Origin of the sequence: Cupriavidus neocaledonicus, assembly GCF_000372525.1 — a bacterium.
Lineage (GTDB): Bacteria > Pseudomonadota > Gammaproteobacteria > Burkholderiales > Burkholderiaceae > Cupriavidus > Cupriavidus neocaledonicus.
Genome location: NZ_AQUR01000102.1, coordinates 170000 through 187172 on the forward strand (window position 1 = coordinate 170000; position 17173 = coordinate 187172).

The 17173-nt window shown below is 69.8% G+C and carries 14 protein-coding genes; 3 read left to right on the forward strand and 11 right to left on the reverse strand.

The genetic code is table 11. The features are described from left to right. Positions 1 to 20: 20 nt before the first annotated feature. From pgi to blaOXA, 7 genes are all read right to left on the reverse strand, one after another. Positions 21 to 1667, reverse strand: coding sequence for a glucose-6-phosphate isomerase (gene pgi / locus A3AG_RS0120910; protein ID WP_026164348.1), 1647 nt, complete (start codon positions 1665 to 1667; stop codon positions 21 to 23). 23 nt (positions 1668 to 1690) lie between these two features. After that, the gene (zwf, locus tag A3AG_RS0120915; protein ID WP_018007306.1) at positions 1691 to 3187 is read right to left on the reverse strand and encodes a glucose-6-phosphate dehydrogenase; all 1497 of its coding nucleotides are present in this window, start codon (positions 3185 to 3187) and stop codon (positions 1691 to 1693) included. 55 nt (positions 3188 to 3242) lie between these two features. After that, positions 3243 to 4178 (reverse strand): ABC transporter substrate-binding protein, encoded by a 936-nt coding sequence (locus tag A3AG_RS0120920; protein WP_026164350.1) that lies wholly within the window; start codon positions 4176 to 4178, stop codon positions 3243 to 3245. Positions 4179 to 4270: 92 nt separating this feature from the next. After that, complete coding sequence (locus tag A3AG_RS0120925; protein WP_018007308.1) at positions 4271 to 5284, reverse strand: ABC transporter permease subunit; 1014 nt, start codon at positions 5282 to 5284, stop codon at positions 4271 to 4273. Positions 5285 to 5363: 79 nt separating this feature from the next. Continuing rightward, complete coding sequence (locus A3AG_RS0120930; protein ID WP_240619914.1) at positions 5364 to 6827, reverse strand: sugar ABC transporter ATP-binding protein; 1464 nt, start codon at positions 6825 to 6827, stop codon at positions 5364 to 5366. A 127-nt stretch (positions 6828 to 6954) separates the two neighbouring features. Further along, entirely contained in the window at positions 6955 to 8223 is a 1269-nt protein-coding gene (locus A3AG_RS0120935) for an ROK family protein (protein WP_018007310.1), read from the reverse strand. 268 nt (positions 8224 to 8491) lie between these two features. Then, a complete protein-coding gene (gene blaOXA / locus A3AG_RS0120940; protein ID WP_018007311.1) occupies positions 8492 to 9331 on the reverse strand; it encodes an OXA-1206 family carbapenem-hydrolyzing class D beta-lactamase in 840 nt (279 codons plus the stop codon). Positions 9332 to 9477: 146 nt separating this feature from the next. Here blaOXA and A3AG_RS0120945 point away from each other — a divergent pair, with 146 nt between their 5' ends. Then, positions 9478 to 11115 carry a hypothetical protein gene (locus A3AG_RS0120945; RefSeq protein ID WP_018007312.1) on the forward strand — a complete coding sequence of 546 codons (1638 nt, stop codon included), beginning with the start codon at positions 9478 to 9480 and terminating at the stop codon, positions 11113 to 11115. Positions 11116 to 11124: 9 nt separating this feature from the next. Here the strand turns inward: A3AG_RS0120945 and A3AG_RS0120950 are convergent, their stop codons facing one another. Next, a complete protein-coding gene (locus tag A3AG_RS0120950) occupies positions 11125 to 11922 on the reverse strand; it encodes an AraC family transcriptional regulator (RefSeq protein WP_018007313.1) in 798 nt (265 codons plus the stop codon). A gap of 379 nt (positions 11923 to 12301) precedes the next feature. Here A3AG_RS0120950 and ggt point away from each other — a divergent pair, with 379 nt between their 5' ends. Then, entirely contained in the window at positions 12302 to 13918 is a 1617-nt protein-coding gene (ggt, locus tag A3AG_RS0120955; RefSeq protein ID WP_026164352.1) for a gamma-glutamyltransferase, read from the forward strand. Between the two features lie 59 nt (positions 13919 to 13977). Here ggt and A3AG_RS0120960 read toward each other — a convergent pair whose 3' ends face one another. Then, positions 13978 to 14295, reverse strand: coding sequence for a TFIIB-type zinc ribbon-containing protein (locus tag A3AG_RS0120960; protein ID WP_018007315.1), 318 nt, complete (start codon positions 14293 to 14295; stop codon positions 13978 to 13980). A 147-nt stretch (positions 14296 to 14442) separates the two neighbouring features. Between A3AG_RS0120960 and A3AG_RS0120965 the strand changes: the two genes are divergently transcribed. Continuing rightward, positions 14443 to 15018, forward strand: a complete 576-nt coding sequence (locus A3AG_RS0120965; RefSeq protein WP_026164353.1) for a M23 family metallopeptidase — start codon at positions 14443 to 14445, stop codon at positions 15016 to 15018. A 20-nt stretch (positions 15019 to 15038) separates the two neighbouring features. Here A3AG_RS0120965 and A3AG_RS0120970 read toward each other — a convergent pair whose 3' ends face one another. Next, entirely contained in the window at positions 15039 to 16370 is a 1332-nt protein-coding gene (locus A3AG_RS0120970) for a nucleobase:cation symporter-2 family protein (RefSeq protein ID WP_018007317.1), read from the reverse strand. A gap of 272 nt (positions 16371 to 16642) precedes the next feature. Next, positions 16643 to 17173 (reverse strand): thioredoxin family protein, encoded by a 531-nt coding sequence (locus A3AG_RS0120975; protein ID WP_018007318.1) that lies wholly within the window; start codon positions 17171 to 17173, stop codon positions 16643 to 16645.

Genomic DNA, 17173 nt, shown 5'->3' on the forward strand with positions numbered 1-17173 from the left:
AGGGTTTGCGCTGCCGCGCGTCAGTATGGCACCGTGGCCCGCGCCGCGCGGGCGCGCCGGATCAGCGCCGCGGTGGAGGCATCGTGCGCCGCCGCTGCAGGCGTGCCTTCCAGTTCCTGCTGGATCGGCGCCGCCAGCTTCTTGCCAAGCTCCACGCCCCATTGGTCGAAGGAGTTGATCTGCCACAGTGCGCCCTGCACGAAGGTGCGGTGCTCGCAGAGCGCCAGCAGCGCGCCCAGGTGGTAAGGATCCAGCCGCTGCAGCAGCAACGTATTGCTGGGCCGGTTGCCCGCGAACACCAGGTGTGGCACCAGCGTTTCGTCGCGCACGCCTTCGGCGCGCACTTCATCGGCGCTGCGGCCTCGCAGCAGCGCCTCGCCCTGCGCAAAGCAGTTGGCCAGCAGCTTGGTATGGTGGCCAGGCAGGTCGCTGACGGGCGCCAGCGTGGCGATGAAGTCGACCGGAACCAGTTGCGAGCCCTGGTGCATCATCTGGAAGTAGGCGTGCTGCCCGTTCGTGCCGGTGGTGCCCCACACCACCGCGGCCGAGTCCGCCGCGAGCGCGCCGCCGTCGAGCCGCACGGACTTGCCATTGCTTTCCATCTCCAGCTGCTGCAGGAAGGACGGCAGCAGCTCCAGCGGCTCGCAGTAAGGTGCCACGCAGCGGCTGCCGGCGCCCAGGAAGCTGCGGTACCACACGTCCAGCAAGCCCAGGATCATCGGCAGGTTGCGCGGCGGCGGTGCGCTGGCGAAATGCAGGTCCATGGCGCGCGCGCCATCCAGCAATTGCCGGAAACGGTCGAAGCCGATCGCCACCGCGATCGACAGGCCCACCGCCGACCACAGCGAAAAGCGCCCGCCCACCCAGTCCCAGAACGGGAACATATTGGCCGGGTCGATTCCGAACCCGGCCACCGCCTCGCGGTTGGTCGAGACCGCGACGAAGTGGCGCGCCAGGCCGGCGCGGCTCACGCCCTGGTGCAGGAACCAGTCGCGCGCGGTGCGGGCGTTGGCCATGGTCTCCAGCGTGGTGAAGGTCTTCGAGCAGACGATGACCAGCGTGGCGGCGGCATCCAGCCCGGAGAGCGTGCGCGCCAGGTCGCTGCCGTCGACATTGGCGACGAAGTGCATGCGCGGCCCGGTGTTGTGCGTGCCGGCCTGCGCTGTCGCCAGCGCACGGCAAACCATGCGCGGGCCCAGGTCCGAACCGCCGATGCCGATATTGACGACGTCGGTGATCGCGCGGCCGTCGAAGCCGGTCCAGGCGCCGCTGCGCACTGCCTCGGCAAAGCGTGCCATCTGCGCCAGCACTTCAGCGACCTGCGCGCCGACCGGAACGCCCAGCGCGCGATAGCCGTCCTCCGGGTATGCACGCAGCGCGATATGCAGCGCGGCGCGGTGCTCGGTGACGTTGACCGGCTCGCCGGCGTACATGCTGTCGCGCCGCTCGGCCACGCGCGCCTGCGCGGCCAGGGCGAACAGCAGCGCGAGGGTCTCGTCGGTAATGCGGTTCTTGGCGTAGTCCAGGGTCAGGCCGCAGGCCTCGGCGGTGAAGCGCTCGGCCCGCGCCGCGCCGTGCGGGCCGTCGAACCAGTCGCGCATATGGGTGCCGCGCAGCGAGTCGGCATGCGCGCGCAGGGCTTTCCAGGCGGGTAGGGAAGTGGAAATCTCGGTGCTCCGCGATACGTTGACTACATCTCTTCATGCCAGGCCATGCCGTCGCGCGACAGCAGGGCGCTGGAGGCCGCCGGCCCCCAGGTGCCGGCGGTGTATGGCTTGGGCGGCGTGGGCGAGGTCTCCCATGTCTTCAGGATGGGCGCGACCCAGCGCCACGCCTGCACCTGTTCGTCGCGCCGCACGAACAGTCCCAGCCGGCCGCGGATCACGTCGAGCAGCAGGCGCTCGTAGGCGCCCACGCGCCGCACGCGTGGCGCGGCGCTGGTCAGTTGCAGGTCCAGCGAGGCCGGAGTCAGCGCCTGCGTATCGCCCGGCTGCTTGGTCAGGAAATACAGCCGGATGCTCTCTTGCGGCTGCAGCGTGATCACCAGCCGGTTGCCGGAGAAGACCCCTGGCGGATGCGGAAACAGCGGGTGGGGCACGTCGTGGAAGTGGATCACGATCTCCGCCACGCGCGCCTGCATGCGCTTGCCGGTGCGCAGGTAGAACGGCACGCCGGCCCAGCGCCAGTTGGCAATCTCGGCACGGATTGCGACAAAGGTCTCGGTGCGGCTGTCAGGCGCGATGCCGGGCTCGCTGGCATAGCCGGGCACCGGGTCGCCGCCGACGGCGCCGCGCGCATACTGGCCGCGCACCACGGTCTCGGCCACGTCCTCGGGGCGGATCGGCCGCAGTGCCTTCAGGATCTTCAGCTTCTCGTCGCGGATGGCATCTTCCGACAGGCTGGCAGGCGGCTCCATCGCCACCATGCACAGCAGCTGCAGCAGGTGGTTCTGCACCATGTCGCGCAGCGCGCCGATGCCGTCGTAGAAGTTGCCGCGGCGCTCGACGCCGAGTTCTTCGGCGATGGTGATCTGCACCTGGCGCACCCATTCGCGCCGCCACAGCGGTTCGAACAGCACGTTGCCGAAGCGCACCGCCATCAGGTTCTGCACCGACTCCTTGCCCAGGTAGTGGTCGATCCGGTAGATCTGGTCCTCGGCGAAATGGCGCGCCACCTCGGCATTGATGGACTCGGACGATGCCAGGTCGTGGCCGAGCGGCTTTTCCAGCACGATGCGGCTGCGCGGGCCGGTCAGGCCCACGCGCGCCAGTTGCCCGCAGACCGTGACGAACAGGTGCGGCGCCGTGGCCAGGTAGAACACCACCACCGGTGCCGCGCGCGCGTTGACCAGTTCCGCCAAAGCATCGAAGCCGGCAGCGGCGTTGGCATCCACCTGCAGGTACAGGATGCGCTCCAGAAAGGCCGGCCACGCGGCCGCCGCGGCATCGCCCGCCAGCGCTGGCAGCACTTCGTCCTGCAGCATGTCCAGGTAGGCCTGGTGTGTCAGCGGCTGGCTGCCCAGCGCCAGGATGCGACCGGCCGGATGCAGCGAGCCGGCGGCATGGGCGTCGAACAGCGCCGGCAGCAGCTTGCGCCGGGCCAGGTCGCCGGTGGCGCCGAACAACACGAAATCGAACGCCGGGGCAGCGTCATGCGCCGCAGCGCCGGCAGGGTGGCTAGCCATCATGGGTCAGCAGATATCAGGAAAGAAGGCAGGAGGGGGCAGGGCACGGCCATGCCGCTCAGCGTGGCGTGGCCCAGCCCTTGTACTGGCCGACATTGGCCCGCGTGACCAGCGTGGACGGCAGCAGCACGGTCGGGTTGGCCGGGCGCTGGCCGTTCATCATGCCCACGCCCAGCCGCACCGCGGTGCGCGCAATGGCCCAGGGGTCCTGGCTGGCCGAAGCCTGCACCAGGGTGTCGGCCTTGAGCGCGGCCTCGATGTCGGGCGCGCCGTCGACCGAGGCAATCACGATGCCGCGGCGGTTGAGCTGGCGCGCGGCGAGGTCAGCGCCCACCGCTTGCGGGTCATTGATGGTGAAGACCGCATCCACGCTGGGAAAGCGCGTCAGGTATAGCTGCATCACGTTGAGGCCGCCTTCGCGCGAGCCCTTGGCGTCCTGGTCGTCGGACAGGATGCGGATCGCGGGGTGGCGCGCCAGCACCGCCTTGCAGCCCTTGACCCGGTCCAGCACCGCGGACACCGGTGGCCCGTTCTGGATGATGACGTTGCCGCGACCGTTGAGCCGGTCGGCAATAAATCCACAGGCCAGTTCGCCGGCCTGCGTGTTGTCGGTCTGCACGGTGGCGTCGGCCCCGGCCGCGGCCACGTCGACCGCCACCACCACGATGCCCGCCTTGCGCGCCTTGCGCACTGCCGGCTCGATGGCGCGCGCGTCAGCGGCGTTGATCAGGATCAGGTCGACGCCGGCGACGATAAAGCTGTCGATATGGGTGAACTGCTTGTTCAGGTCATAGTCGGCCGACAGCACGGTCACCTTGACGTTCGGGTTCACCTGCCGGGCGGCGGCCTCGGCGCCGCGGGCCAGCGCGACGAAGTACGGGTTGCCCAGTGAGCCCAGCGTGACGCCGACTTTCTTGAGCGGGCGAGGCGTGGCGGACGCGGGCGCAGCGGCAGCGGCGGCGGCGGGCGTGCCCGGTGCGGGTCCCTGCGCCATGGCCGGCACCGCGCACAGCGCAGCCAGCGCGCCGGCGGCCAGGGCCCTGAGGATGAGGTCAGTCACGGTCAGTCTCCGGTTGCGGCAGCAGGTCAGGTACGGGCCGAGCCCTTCTGGCGATAGCGATCCAGCGCGACCGCGCCGATGATCACCAGCCCCTTGATGATGTATTGCCAGATATCCGACACGCCCAGCAGGATCAGCCCGTTCGACAGCACCGCGATGATCAGCGCGCCCACCAGCGTGCCGGCGATCGATCCGACCCCGCCGACAAAGCTGGTGCCGCCCAGGATCACCGCGGCGATCGCGTCCAGTTCATAGGACTGCCCCAGCTGCAGCCCGTTGGCGGCGTACAGCCGCGACGCCGACATCACGCCGCCCAGTCCCGACAGCAGGCCAGACACCGCATAGACGAACAGCAGCACCACCCAGACCTTGATGCCCGACAGGCGCGCCGCCTCGGCATTGCCGCCGACCGCGTAGATCTGCAGTCCCAGCACGGTGCGCCGCAGCACCAGCCATGACAGCGCCACCACCGCACCCGCGATCACCACCAGCCAGGGCACGCCGAGCAGGTTGCCGTTGCCAATGAAGGCGAACGGGATCTCCGGGTTGTAGACCGTGCTGTCGTTGCCGACCAGCCGCGCCAGCCCGCGCACCGCGGTCAGGCTGCCCAGCGTCACGATGAACGGCGGCAGCTTCATGAATGCGATCAGCGCGCCGTTGAGCAGGCCGAACAGCAGCCCGCACAGCAGCGCCGCCGGTACGCTCAGCGCGGCAAGCTGCGGCATCAGCGAAACCAGCATCGCCACCACCGCCGATACCGACAGGATCGATCCCACCGACAGGTCGATGCCGCCGGTCAGGATGACGAAAGTCATGCCTGCGGCAAGCACCAGGTTGATCGAAGCCTGCTGGGCGATGATCGACAGGTTTTGCAGGCTGGCGAAGTTTTCGGTCAGCAGCGTGAAGCCCATGCACAGCAGCACCAGCACCGGCAGCATGCCAAGGGCACGCAGGCGTTCCTGCGTGGAGGCGCGTGCGGCGGTGCGCGCCGGCGGGGCGGCGTGGGCCGTGGGGGAAGTGGGATTGCTGGGATTGGGCATCAGTGTCTCCTGTTGCGGCGAGGCGGCAGGCCGCCCGCGCTCAACCGTTCGTGGCCGGCTTGTACGGGGATTCATGAGGTCAATGCAGGACCGCAGGGGCGGGTTCGCCGGCACCAGTGGCCAGCGCGATGATCCGCTCCTGCATGGCGGCGGCATCGGCACAGCCTGGCACTTCGCCAACCAGCAGGCCTGCGCGCATCACCAGCACGCGGTCGCACAGGCCCACCACCTCGGGCAGTTCGCTGGAGATCAGCAGCACCGCCACGCCGGAGCGCGCCAGCGCATTGATCAGCCGGTAGATCTCGGCCTTGGCGCCGATATCGACGCCGCGCGTGGGCTCGTCCAGGATCAGCACGCGCGGGCGGGTTTCCAGAAGCCGCGACAGCATGACCTTCTGCTGGTTGCCGCCCGACAGCGCACCCACGCTGACCTGCGGGTGCGCGACCCGGATGCCGAGCGCGCGGATCGCCGCGGCGGTGCGCTGGCGCGCGCTGGCGCGGTTCAGCCGGCCGCCGCGCAGGGCATCGCGCGCGGCCACGATCAGGTTGATGTTCTCGTGCACGCTCTGGTCCAGGAACAGCCCCTGCAGCTTGCGGTCTTCGGTCAGGTAGGCGATGCCGGCATCGATCGCCTGGCGCGGGCTGCTGACCGCCAGCGGCGTGCCGGCGACGAACACCGCGCCGTCGGTGCGCGCATCGGCGCCGAACACCAGCCGCGCCAGTTCGGTGCGGCCGGCACCGACCAGTCCGGCCAGCCCCAGCACCTCGCCGGCGCGCAGGTCGAAGCTGCAGCCGCGCACGCGCCGGCCGTCGGACATATTGCGCACCGACAGCATGATCGCTCCGGGCGCGGTCTCGCCATGGGTCTTGGTGTAGAAGCCGGACAGGTCGCGCCCGACCATCATCTTGACCAGTGCCGCCTGCGTCAGCTGGTCACGCGTGAGCGTGCCCACCAGGCGGCCGTCGCGCAGCACGGTGACGCGGTCGGCGAGCTCGTCAATCTCAGCCATGCGGTGGCTGATGTAGATGATGGCCATGCCTTCGGCGCGCAGCTGGCGGATTAGCGCAAACAGGCGCTCGGTCTCGCGGGTGGACAGCGGCGTGGTGGGCTCGTCCATCACCAGGATGCGGGTCTCGAAGTGCACCGCCCGGGCAATCTCCACCAGCTGGCGCTGGGCGATCGACAGCGTGTGCACCGGCGCCTGCGCGGTGAAGTCGGCACCGAGCCGGGCCAGCGTGGCCTCGCACGCGCGCGCCATCGCGGCGCGGTCGACTATGCCGCGGTGGTGCAGGTGGCGGCCCAGGTAGATATTCTCGGCCACGCTCAGGTTCGGCGCGAGGCTCAGTTCCTGGTAGATCACGGCCACGCCGTGGGCGCGCGCCGCGGCAGGGCCGTCGATGGTCACCGGCTTGCCGGCAATGCGGCATTCGCCGCCAGGGTCGGCGACGTAGGCCCCCGACAGGATCTTCATCAGCGTGGACTTGCCGGCACCATTCTCGCCCATCAGCGCATGGACCTCGCCGGGGTAGACCGTCAGCGCCATACTGCTGAGGGCCTTCACGCCGGGGAAGGTCTTGGAGATGTTGTGCAGCTCGAGCAGCGGCGCGGTGCCGCCCTGGCCCGCCTGGCCGCCATGCAGGGGCGCCGGTGTCGGCGGGGCAGGCGTTGCTTCAGACCATGGCATGGCGGGCCTCCGGCACGATGGCCGACGCACCCCGTAGCAGCTCGGCGCGTGGCGAGAAGTTCATGAACATCGGCAGCGACGCGGCGCCCACCGCACCGGCGTTGGCGCCAAAGCAGCCCCGCACCACGGTGGCGGGCGCGCGCGCCTCGGGCGCGCTTTCGGCGAGTGTCTGCTGCAGGCGCGCGATCAGCGTGGCGACCAGGCCGCCGTCGATGTCGGCATCGAAGATCACCAGCGGCACGTCGAGCACGGCCAGTGCCGACTGCAGCGCCGGCGCGAGCGCATCGACGCAGTCCGCCACCCACTCCTCAACCGCCGGGTGGCCCAGCTCGACCTGGCGTTGCAGGTCGGCATGGCCGTCGACCATCACGCCATGGTGGCGCAGGTGGCGCGTCAGGGCGTTGAGCGAAGCGCGCGAGATCAGGATATCGCCCCGCCTGCCATGGTTTGTGGCCGGCAGCGCGGAAGGCAGCGTGCTGCGTGGCACCGGCATCATGGCGATATCCCCGGCATTTCCGGAAACACCGCGCACGCAGTCGCCGTTGAGTACCACGCCACCGCCGATGGCGGGGCCCAGGAACACATAGAGGAAATGCTGGGCGTGGTGGCGCCCATAGAACAGCTCCGCCACTGCCGCGGCGGTGCCGTCGTTTTCGCCGAACACCGGCAAGCCGGTGGCGGCGTTGAGCATCGCCGGGAAGTCGGCCTGGTCCCAGGCGCGGAAGCTCGCCTGGAAGGCTTCGCCCTGTACGTCCAGTTCGCGCAGCCAGGCGCCAAGGTTATAGGGCTGCGCCACGCCGATGCCCATCAGCCGCTTCTGTTCGTCCGGGGCAAGCTGGGCGCGCAGCGCGGCGATATCCTGCCGCACCAGTTCGAGCGCCTGGTCGGGGTGGGGCAGGACCAGCTGGTGGGCCCGGCTGGCCAGGATGTGGCCGGCAAAATCCACCATCACTACCTCGATGCTGGCCCGGTCCAGCCGCACGCCGATGCCGAAGGCACCCTTTGCCTGCAGCCGGATCAGGCTGGCGGGTTGCCCGCGCTGGCCTTCGGTGCGGCGCCCCGCCTGCTCGACCAGGCCTTCGTCGGACAAGGTCTGGACGATGCTGCCGACTGCGGTATTGGTCAGTTGCGCCATGCGCGCCAGGTCGGCCTTGGAAGCCTCGCCGGCCCGGCGCAGCGCCAGCAGCAGCGCGCGTTCGTTGTAGAGGCGCAGGCTGGCGGAATTCACGCCACGACCCGCCTTGGATGCGGTCATCTCGTCTCCGTGCTGTTTTGGCTGCCCGCCCACGTGGGGACGCGCCGCTATTAATTAATTCATGTTGAATTAAATGACAGGCGGAGACAGAACTCACTACGGAGAAACCCGAATGGCGGTTATTGCACCTCACAGCGGCAAGGGACGCGCCGTTGGGCTCGAGCCATCGGCGAACTGCGGGCCCGCTACGACACTGACCGGTTGTCGGCCTTGATGGCGAGATCGTAGTAGTGCCGGTTACAGGGCCCGCCGGCTCCAGGCGGATGCCTCACTCCGGCAACGCCCCCGCCTGCCGCAACGCCGCGCGCGCAATCTCCATCCGCGCCCTGGCATGCTCCGGCCGCAGCAGGTCCAAATTGAGCGCGAACAGGTAGTCGTCCTTGCCGCGCTCGACCCAGCCCACCAGCCAGCCCACCGCCGGCTTGGCCGAGTCGGCCCAGCCGGTCTTGGCGTGCAGGGTGTAAGCGGGGGTGCGCTCCAGCACCGTGATGTCGTCGACGGCGTTGAAGGTGGCGGGCGAGAACGGCAGCGTCCGCTGCACCAGTCCCTTGAGGAAATCGATCTGCTGGTAGGCGGTGATCTGCAGCTTGCCGTTCAGCCAGAAGCGGTCCACCGGCCCGGAGCTGTCGGCATTGCCGTAGTGCGACGCGGTCAGGTAGCGCTGGTAGGCGGCGCTGCCGACCCGGCGCGCCAGCGCCTGGTAGGCCGGCACGCAGGAGTTGGGCAGGGCCACGCGCAGCGGCACGTCGGCGTTGCAGGCCTCGGGTAGCACGGCCTTGCCGCCAACCAGCCAGACCTTGCCGTCCCAGGGCAGCTTGTCGTGGTCGACGTCGGCGACCGCGCCGGTCTCGAGGCCGATCAGCGAGTTCATGATCTTGAAGGTCGATGCCGGCGAATACGGCGTGGCGGCGCGTGACGGGTTGTAGGTCAGCATGCGGTCGCGCCGCAGGTCGTAGATCACCATGGTGCCGGTGGTCTCGGCCTGGCGGAACAGTGGCGCGATGTCGAGCGGCGCTTCCTTGGGCGCGGCCAGGGCGGGCAGGTGGGCGGCAAGCAGGCCGAGGCCGAAGGCCACCGGTGTCAGCAGGCGGGCAAGACGATTGTTCATGGTTATGCGTGGGAAGTTTGAGGGAATGACAATCCGGGCCCGGACCGTGATGCGCAGCATAGGAGAGGGCTCGCGCAGCGCCAACCGCGTGCGCTGTAACTTGCGTAACATGGCGGGCATTGCCACGGATGCCTGCTGCCAAATCGATGCCCGCGCCTGCCCTGATCCATGTCGATGTGTCGAGTCCCTACCGGGTCGATGGCCAGCCCGCGCGCTACCAGTCGGTCTGGCTGCTCGCACGTGCGTGGCATGCGCAGCGCAGCGCAGAGGGAGCAGTCACGGCCGCCGCGGTACGCAGCGCGTTCCCCACGGCGGCCAACCTGCGCATGCTGGTGTCGCGCGCGTTTGCAGACTTCGCACGCTGGGGCATCGTGGTGGGATGGGGCGCGGACCGCGCCCGCGATCCGGCCGCGGCCAACCCGGCGCAGCGCAGCCGCGGGCCGTTCTGGCTGGCGGCGGCCAGCGCGCGCCGGCTGCGCTTCGTTGCCAATGGCCGCACGCTGGGCCCGGTTGCGCTGGCACGGCATTTCGGTTTCCCTGCCGGCGCGCAACCCGTGCCGGCGGGGCAAGCGGATGGCACCGGCTACGTCATGCGCGACATGGCTTTCTGGAGCGAGCTGACGCAGGCCATGCGCAGCGCGCAGGACGGCCATGCCGGCGCCCACGGCTTCGCCGTGGCCGAGTCCTTTGGCGCGGCGCGCCGGCTTGCCGGCGATGGCTTCCAGCGGGCCTTGTCGTTGCTGAAGGAAAGCCAGGCCTGGCGCCGCTGCGGGCGCCTGGACCAAAGCCGCGCGGCGCTGCGGCGCTTCGACCGGCTGGTGCAGGCGGCCGACGCGGGCGCGGCCACGCCGGCGTTCCAGGCCATGGCGCAGGTGGTGCGCGCCTGGGAGCGCTACACGCGCGGCGACGGCGAGGGTGCGCGCGCCGGGCTGGATCTCCTGCATGCCGATGCCGAGCTGCGCCTGGTGGTGCGCTACAACCCACGCGTGCGCTTCGAGGTGCTGAACCTCGAAGCGCTGTTGCACAAGGCCGATGCCATGCGCCCCGCGCATGCGGCCGCGGCCACGGCGGCGCAGCGCGCGCTGGACGCGTTCGCGGGCGCGCTGCAGGCCGCTTACGAGGCCGATTCGGTCGATGCCGTGCAGCATGCCGCGGCCAATATCGGGCTGAGCCTGTGGCTGTTCTGGCGCCATGGGCTGATCGATGCCGGGCGCAGCCTGTCGGCCAGCGCCGTGCAGCGGCAGGCGATGCGCTGGCTGGGGCTGTCGGAATGGATCTGCGACCGCTTCGGCGTCGGCGGCGGCACGGCGTGGAACGCGATCTTCCTGCTGCGCATCGCGCGCGGCAGCTGCGGCCCCGATGCGCCGCCGCTGGACCGCCCGGCCAGCGCCAGCGACAGCATGGCCGTGTTCCGCCGCCAGCGCCCGCTTTCGGTGGCCGACGCGGTCGAGGCGCTGCGGCCGTTCCATGCGCCGTTTGCGCCGGCGCGGGGCTTCGTGCGCTGGTCGGCGGTCGCCGCTTTCGCGCTGGAAGACCACGACGCCGGCCACGTCAGGCTGGCACCGCTGCAGCTGGCCAACCTCCTTCTTGAATCGGCCTGGTACCTGACCCATGAGCAGGGCGCCACCTCGGCCGCATGCGCCGCGGTGGAGCGGCTTGCCGGGCAGCTGCCCGCGCTGCGCCCGGCGGAACGGGCCTTTTTCACGGCCGAGCTGCGCGCGCTGCCGCCGGCGTTGCGCGACGCCGCCGCCGAAGCGGCGCGGCGCCACCGCCAGCGTGCCTGACCGCATTCGCTAACTGGCCGCGGGAACGACGCGGTTGGCGCGCGACAACTCGCCCGGCGTCATGTTGTAGAGCCGCCGGAACGCCGCGATAAACGCCGACAGCGACTCATAGCCGCAATCCAGTGCCACCTCGGTCACGGCTTCGCCGCGCTCCAGCCGGGGCACCGCGTCGAGCAGCCGCAGCCGCTGGCGCCAGGCGCGGAAGGTCAGTCCGGTTTCGCGCTGGAACAGCCGCGTCAGGGTCTTGCCCGAGACTGCCAGCCGCGCGCTCCACGCCGCCAGGCTGGTGTCGCGGTCGGCATGGCGCTGCAGGCCATTGCACACCAGGCGCACGCGCGGGTCGGCCGGCAGCGGCAGCATGAATTCGACTTCGGGCGCGGCGCCAAGCTGGTCGATCAGCACGCGCGCCAGGCGTCCGTCGGCGCCGCGCTCGTCGTATTCGGCCGGCAGGTGGCTGAAGGCGCGAATCAGTTCGCGCAGCAGCGGGCTGACGGTCAGCACGCGGCAACGGGCCCGCGCTGCCGCGCACACGCTGTTGTCCAGGTAGAGGCTGCGGATGCGCGTGCCCGTGGCGCAGCGCACGCGGTGCGCCACGCCGGCCGGAATCCATACCGCCCATTGCGGTGGCGCGACAAAGCGCCCGCGGTCGGTCCATACCTCCAGCACGCCCTGCAGCGCATAGGCGAACTGGCACCAGGGATGCCGGTGGCGATAGCCCAGCACGCGGTTGGGCAGGGCTTCGATGTGGCCGTACAGCGGGCGAGGCAGCCGCGCGAGCGCGCGCAGGGCGGGATCATGGGCAGGCATGCGTGGTCCGGTTTAGGGGTGGAGGTAGTGGGGGACGAGGGCTGGCGCCACGGGCAGCGCCGCGGCCGATATCCGCTCATGTCCGTTTGCCGACACCGGATGCGACTTTGCCGTTAGCCAGATTGTCTGGCGCAGGCTAACTTGCGCTCGCCCCACAAGACAATCCGGGCAATCCGCTCTACCGCTCGTGCCGGTTGCGTCCGCTCCGGCATGCAACTTCGCTGTGTTACCCAGGGAGCCTGCGATGCACCGCACCAGATTCTTCACCGCTCTGCGCCTGGCCGGCATGTGCTCGGCACTGACGCTGGCCGCCGCGCCGGCATGGGCCGTCGACGAGGCCGGCAAGTACTGCGACACGCCGTCCACCTGTATCAACCCGATGGCCACCGGCGGCATGGTGACCTCTTCCAACCGCCTGGCGACGCAGGCCGGGCTGCGCGTACTGGAGCGCGGCGGCAATGCGGTCGATGCCGCCATCGCGGTGGCCTCGACCATCGCGGTGGTGTACCCGCACATGAATTCCATCGGCGGCGACGCCTTCTGGTTGATCTACAACGCCCGCACGCGCGAGGTGCGCGCGCTCAATGCCAGCGGGCGCGCCGGCGAACGCGCGACCATCGCGCTTTACCGCGACAAGGGACTCGACCGGGTTCCCGCACGCGGCTACCTGTCGGCGATCACGGTGCCCGGGACCGTCGCCGGCTGGGAAGCGGCGTACCAGTACGCGCGCCAGGGCATGGGGCGCAGCCTGCCATGGCCGGAGCTGATGGCCGATGCCATCCGCCATGCCGAGGGCGGGTTCCCGGTGTCGGCGTCGCTGGCATCGTGGAGCCGCGTCAATCTCGACCCGGCCGACACCGAATTCCGCGCCTTGCAGCGCTTCGACGGCTTTCGCCAGACCTTTCTGAAACCGGATGGGTCGGCCTACCGGATGGGCGAAACGCTGCGCCAGCCCGATCTGGCGGGCACGCTGCGCCAGATTGCGTCGGGTGGCGCCGCCGCGTTCTACCAGGGCGAGATCGCGCGCAAGATCGTGGCCGACCTGCAGGCGCACGGCGGCGTGCTGACCCAGGCCGACTTTGCCCGCCACCGCGCCGACTGGGTCCAGCCGATCTCGGTGAAGTACCGCGGCTACCAGGCCGTCAACGTTCCGCCCAACACCCAAGGCTTTGCCTCGCTGGAGATCCTGAACATCCTCGACAAGCGCGACGTGCGCGCGCTGGGCGAGGGCACGGCGGACTACTACCACGTGCTGGTGGAGGCGACCAAGCAGGCGTTCGCCGATCGCGACCGCTACCTCGCCGATCCGGACTTCGTGCAGATCCCGCTGGAACGGCTGCTGTCGTCGCGGCACGGGCAGGCCCAGTCCGGGCGCATCAGCATGCTGCGCGCCGGCGCTGACGTGAAGCCGATGGATCCGCACGGCGATACGGTATGGTTCGGTACCGCCGACAAGGACGGCAACGTGGTGTCGATGATCCAGAGCGTCTATCACGACTTCGGCTCGGGCATCGTGCCCAGGGGCACCGGTGTCCTGTTGCAGAACCGCGGTGCGTTCTTCTCGCTCGATCCCGCGCATGTGAACCACCTGGCGCCGGGCAAGCGCACCTTCCATACGCTGAACCCCGCGCTGCTGCTGAAGGACGGCAAGCCGTTCCTGGTCTACGGCACCATGGGCGGCGAGGGGCAGCCGCAGACCCAGGCCGCGCTGGTGACGCGCATCGTCGATTTCGGCATGTCGCCGCAGGACGCGGTCAATGCGCCGCGCCTGCTCTATGGGCGCAACTGGGGCGTGTCGTCGAACGATCTCAAGATCGAGGGCCGCGTGCCGGAAGCGGTGACTGCCGAACTGGCGCGGCGCGGGCATCCGGTCAGGCGGGTGCAGCCCTTCACCGACGCCATGGGCCATGCCGGCGCCATCCTGATCGACCCGGTCACCGGCGTGATGTATGGCGCGGCCGATCCGCGCGGCGACGGTCTCGCCGCCGGGCTGTAGGGGGACGTAAACGATGAAAGGGCGACCACGGTCGCCCTTTCCTTCCATCGCTGGCCGGCTCAGTCGAACAGCTCGTGCCAGATGCTCTTCTTCCGATAGTGCTTCTGCTCGCGCTCGTAGTAGCGGTCACGGTCGCGGTCGCCGTAGCCGCGCTGGTAGCCCTGCTGCGGCGGTGCATTGTGCACCGGGGCCTGCGGCTGCGGGGGTTGCTGCATGGGGGCTTGCTGCGCCGGGGCTGCCGCCGCCGAGCGCTCCAGGATCTTGTCGAGCTCGCCCCGGTCCAGCCAGACGCCGCGGCACTTGGGGCAGTAATCGATCTCGATGCCCTGGCGTTCGGACATCACGAGTTGGGTTTGCGGGCACACCGGACAGTCCATGGGTTCTCCTGTTGCAATCAAAACGGTCCAGTTATGACCGGCCGCGGCGCCGATGGTTCGGCCCTCACCGGGCCAGAAGTGGTGTGTGCGACCCGTAAGGTGGGTGCGTGGGCGGGAATTCGCACGCCAGGCTGCCGTCGAAGGCATATGGCTGCCTCGCGTCTCGTTCCCCCTTTACTTGCGCTGGTGCGCCGGCTGGCATGGCTGGCGCTCTGGATCGGCCTGGGCTGGCTGGCCTGGCCGTGGCTGCAGCCGCCGCTGGAGCGCGCCATCTACGCGGCCCGCCTGTCCGCCCGGCCCGCGCCGGCGACGCTGCCGGTGCCGGTCGCCGGGGTTGCCCCGAGGGCGCTGCGCGATACCTGGCACGGCGTGCGTTCCGGCGGGCGCAAGCACGAGGGCATCGACATCTTCGCGCCGCGCAGCCGCGAAGTGGTGTCGGCCACCGAAGGCATCGTCACGCGCGTGGGAACCAGCGAATTGGGCGGCAACGTGGTGTGGGTGATGGGTCCGGGGCGCCAGCTGCACTACTACGCCCACCTGGACCGGTACGCCGGCGTGCGCGCCGGCGACATCATCGTCGCCGGCACCGTGCTGGGGTATGTCGGCACCACCGGCAATGCGCGCGGCACGCCGCCGCACCTGCACTATGGCATCTACACCGCGGGCGGGGCGATCAATCCCTACCCGCTACTGCGGCCATCCGCGGCCGCCGGCGCGCGCTAGCACAGCCGGCGTGATGGCATTCAGGCGGCCTCGCCGACGGTTTCGTGCCCGGCTTCGTCGGCGGCGGCTTCCTTGCCGCCGGGCAGCAGCAGGTTCAGGATCACCGCGGACAGCGAGCCCACCGTGATGCCGGAGCCGAACACCTCGTGGACAAAGGCGGGCAGCTTCGCCAGCAGTTCCGGCCGGAAGGTCACGGCCAGGCCGCAGCCGATCGACACCGCGACAATCAACGTATTGCGCTGCGTGAAGCGTACCGTGCTGAGCATCTGGATGCCGCCGGAAACGATCATCGCGAACATCATCAGGCCGGCACCGCCGAGCACCGGCTGCGGAATCGTCACCACCAGCGCGCCCAGCACCGGGAACAGCCCGGCCAGCAGCAGCATCACGCCGGTCAGCGCCACCACATGGCGGCTGGCCACGCCGGTCAGCGACACCACGCCGACGTTCTGCGCAAAAGTGGACAGCGGCGGGCTGCATACCAGCGCCGCGAAGGCCGAGCCAAAGCCGTCGCACAGGATCCCGCGCGACAGGCATTTGCCCGACACCGGCCGCTGCGTGGCCGAGCCCAGCGCCATGAAGGTGCCGGTCGATTCGACGATGGTGACCAGGAAGGCGATCGACATGGCGACGATGCCCGAGATCGGGAACGACATGCCGAAGTGCAGCGGCTGCGGCACCGCGAACACCGGCGCCTGGTGGAACTGGGTGAAGTCGACCAGGCCCAGCGCCAGGCACAGCAGATAGCCCCCGGCAATGCCGACCACGATGGCCGAGGCCGACAGCATGCCCTTGCCCCACTGCACCACCGCCACCACCAGCGCCAGCACGGCGACGGCAATCGCCAGGTTGCCGGGGGCGCCGTAGCGGCTGCTGCCCTGGCCGCCGGCGGCCCAGTCGATCGCCACCGGGATCAGCGACAGGCCGATCATGGTCACGACCACGCTGGTGACGGTATGCGGGAACAGCTTGCGGATCGCCGGCATGAAGAAGCTGCCCAGGATCATCACCAGCGAGCCCGCCAGCGCCGAGCCCAGGATGCCGGCCACGCCGTGCTCCACACCCACGCTGATGGCCGCGCCAACGAAGGCAAAGCTGGTGCCCATCACGCACGGCATGCGGATGCCGACCGGGCCCACGCCCTTGCACTGGATGATGGTGACGATGCCCGAGCCCAGCAGCGCGGCATTGACCAGCGCCACGACCTGGTCGGAGGGCAGGCGCAGCGCGCCGCCGATCACCAGCGGCACCGCAATGATGCCGCCCAGCGCGGCCAGCAGGTGCTGGAGCGCCAGCAAGAACGTCGTCAACCGTGGGGGGCGGTCTTCCACCTGGAATAGCAAGGGCGCCATTCGAGTCTCCTGTCGTCTGCCCGGATATTGCGGGCTGTCTTGTTCTTCTGGCGCCGGGCGGGGAACCCGGCGCCCTCGTGCACGCTCGCGGGCCAGAGGCGGCTGTTCCGCGAGCGAGGCGGGCAGGACCTGCATCCCGCCTCAACAGGCGTGCAAGAATAACAGGGATCAGCGAACCGTGATACAAAGATTGCATACAATTTGTATCAACTCCCATGCGCCGGAAGACAAGGCGGTCGACCGGCAACCCGCCTGCAGGGCGGCTTTTAGGCTCAGCGGCGCTGCGCCAGCGCCTTCTGGATCGCCGCCTCGGTCTCGGCGTACTGGCCTTCGCCGAAGTGCTTGTAGACCACGTTGCCGTTGGCATCGACCAGGTACAGCGCGGGCCAGTACTGGTTGCGCCAGGCGTTCCAGGTGGCATAGGCGTTGTCCTGCGCCACCGGGTAGCGGATGTCGAAACGCTTGAGCGCGGCCTGGACGTTGCTGGTGGAGCGCTCGAACGCATACTCCGGCGTGTGCACGCCCACCACGACCAGGCCCTGGTCGCGGTATTTGTCGTACCACTTGCGCACATGGGGCAGGGTATTGATGCAATTGATGCAGCTGTAGGTCCAGAAGTCGACCAGCACGACCTTGCCGCGCAGCCCGGCAACGGTCAGCGGTTCGGAGTTGAGCCACTTGCCGATGCCCGTGAATTCGGGCGCCTTGCCGTAATCGGCGGGGGCGGCGGCGGCGGGGTGGATGGCGAGCGGGGCGACGGCAAAGGCGGCCGCGGCAAACAGGGTGCGAAGGATGCGGGGCAT

Excerpts from the sequence above, each read along its gene's own strand:
- zwf (WP_018007306.1), bottom strand. The coding sequence starts at position 3,187 with ATGATGGCTAGCCACCCTGCCGGCGCTGCGGCGCATGACGCTGCCCCG.
- A3AG_RS0120920 (WP_026164350.1), bottom strand. The coding sequence starts at position 4,178 with ATGGCGCAGGGACCCGCACCGGGCACGCCCGCCGCCGCCGCTGCCGCT.
- A3AG_RS0120925 (WP_018007308.1), bottom strand. The coding sequence starts at position 5,284 with ATGCCCAATCCCAGCAATCCCACTTCCCCCACGGCCCACGCCGCCCCG.
- A3AG_RS0120930 (WP_240619914.1), bottom strand. The coding sequence starts at position 6,827 with ATGGCGCTGACGGTCTACCCCGGCGAGGTCCATGCGCTGATGGGCGAG.
- A3AG_RS0120935 (WP_018007310.1), bottom strand. The coding sequence starts at position 8,223 with ATGACCGCATCCAAGGCGGGTCGTGGCGTGAATTCCGCCAGCCTGCGC.
- blaOXA (WP_018007311.1), bottom strand. The coding sequence starts at position 9,331 with ATGAACAATCGTCTTGCCCGCCTGCTGACACCGGTGGCCTTCGGCCTC.
- A3AG_RS0120945 (WP_018007312.1), top strand. The coding sequence starts at position 9,478 with ATGCCCGCGCCTGCCCTGATCCATGTCGATGTGTCGAGTCCCTACCGG.
- A3AG_RS0120950 (WP_018007313.1), bottom strand. The coding sequence starts at position 11,922 with ATGCCTGCCCATGATCCCGCCCTGCGCGCGCTCGCGCGGCTGCCTCGC.
- ggt (WP_026164352.1), top strand. The coding sequence starts at position 12,302 with ATGGCCACCGGCGGCATGGTGACCTCTTCCAACCGCCTGGCGACGCAG.
- A3AG_RS0120960 (WP_018007315.1), bottom strand. The coding sequence starts at position 14,295 with ATGGACTGTCCGGTGTGCCCGCAAACCCAACTCGTGATGTCCGAACGC.
- A3AG_RS0120965 (WP_026164353.1), top strand. The coding sequence starts at position 14,443 with ATGGCTGCCTCGCGTCTCGTTCCCCCTTTACTTGCGCTGGTGCGCCGG.
- A3AG_RS0120970 (WP_018007317.1), bottom strand. The coding sequence starts at position 16,370 with ATGGCGCCCTTGCTATTCCAGGTGGAAGACCGCCCCCCACGGTTGACG.
- A3AG_RS0120975 (WP_018007318.1), bottom strand. The coding sequence starts at position 17,173 with ATGCCCCGCATCCTTCGCACCCTGTTTGCCGCGGCCGCCTTTGCCGTC.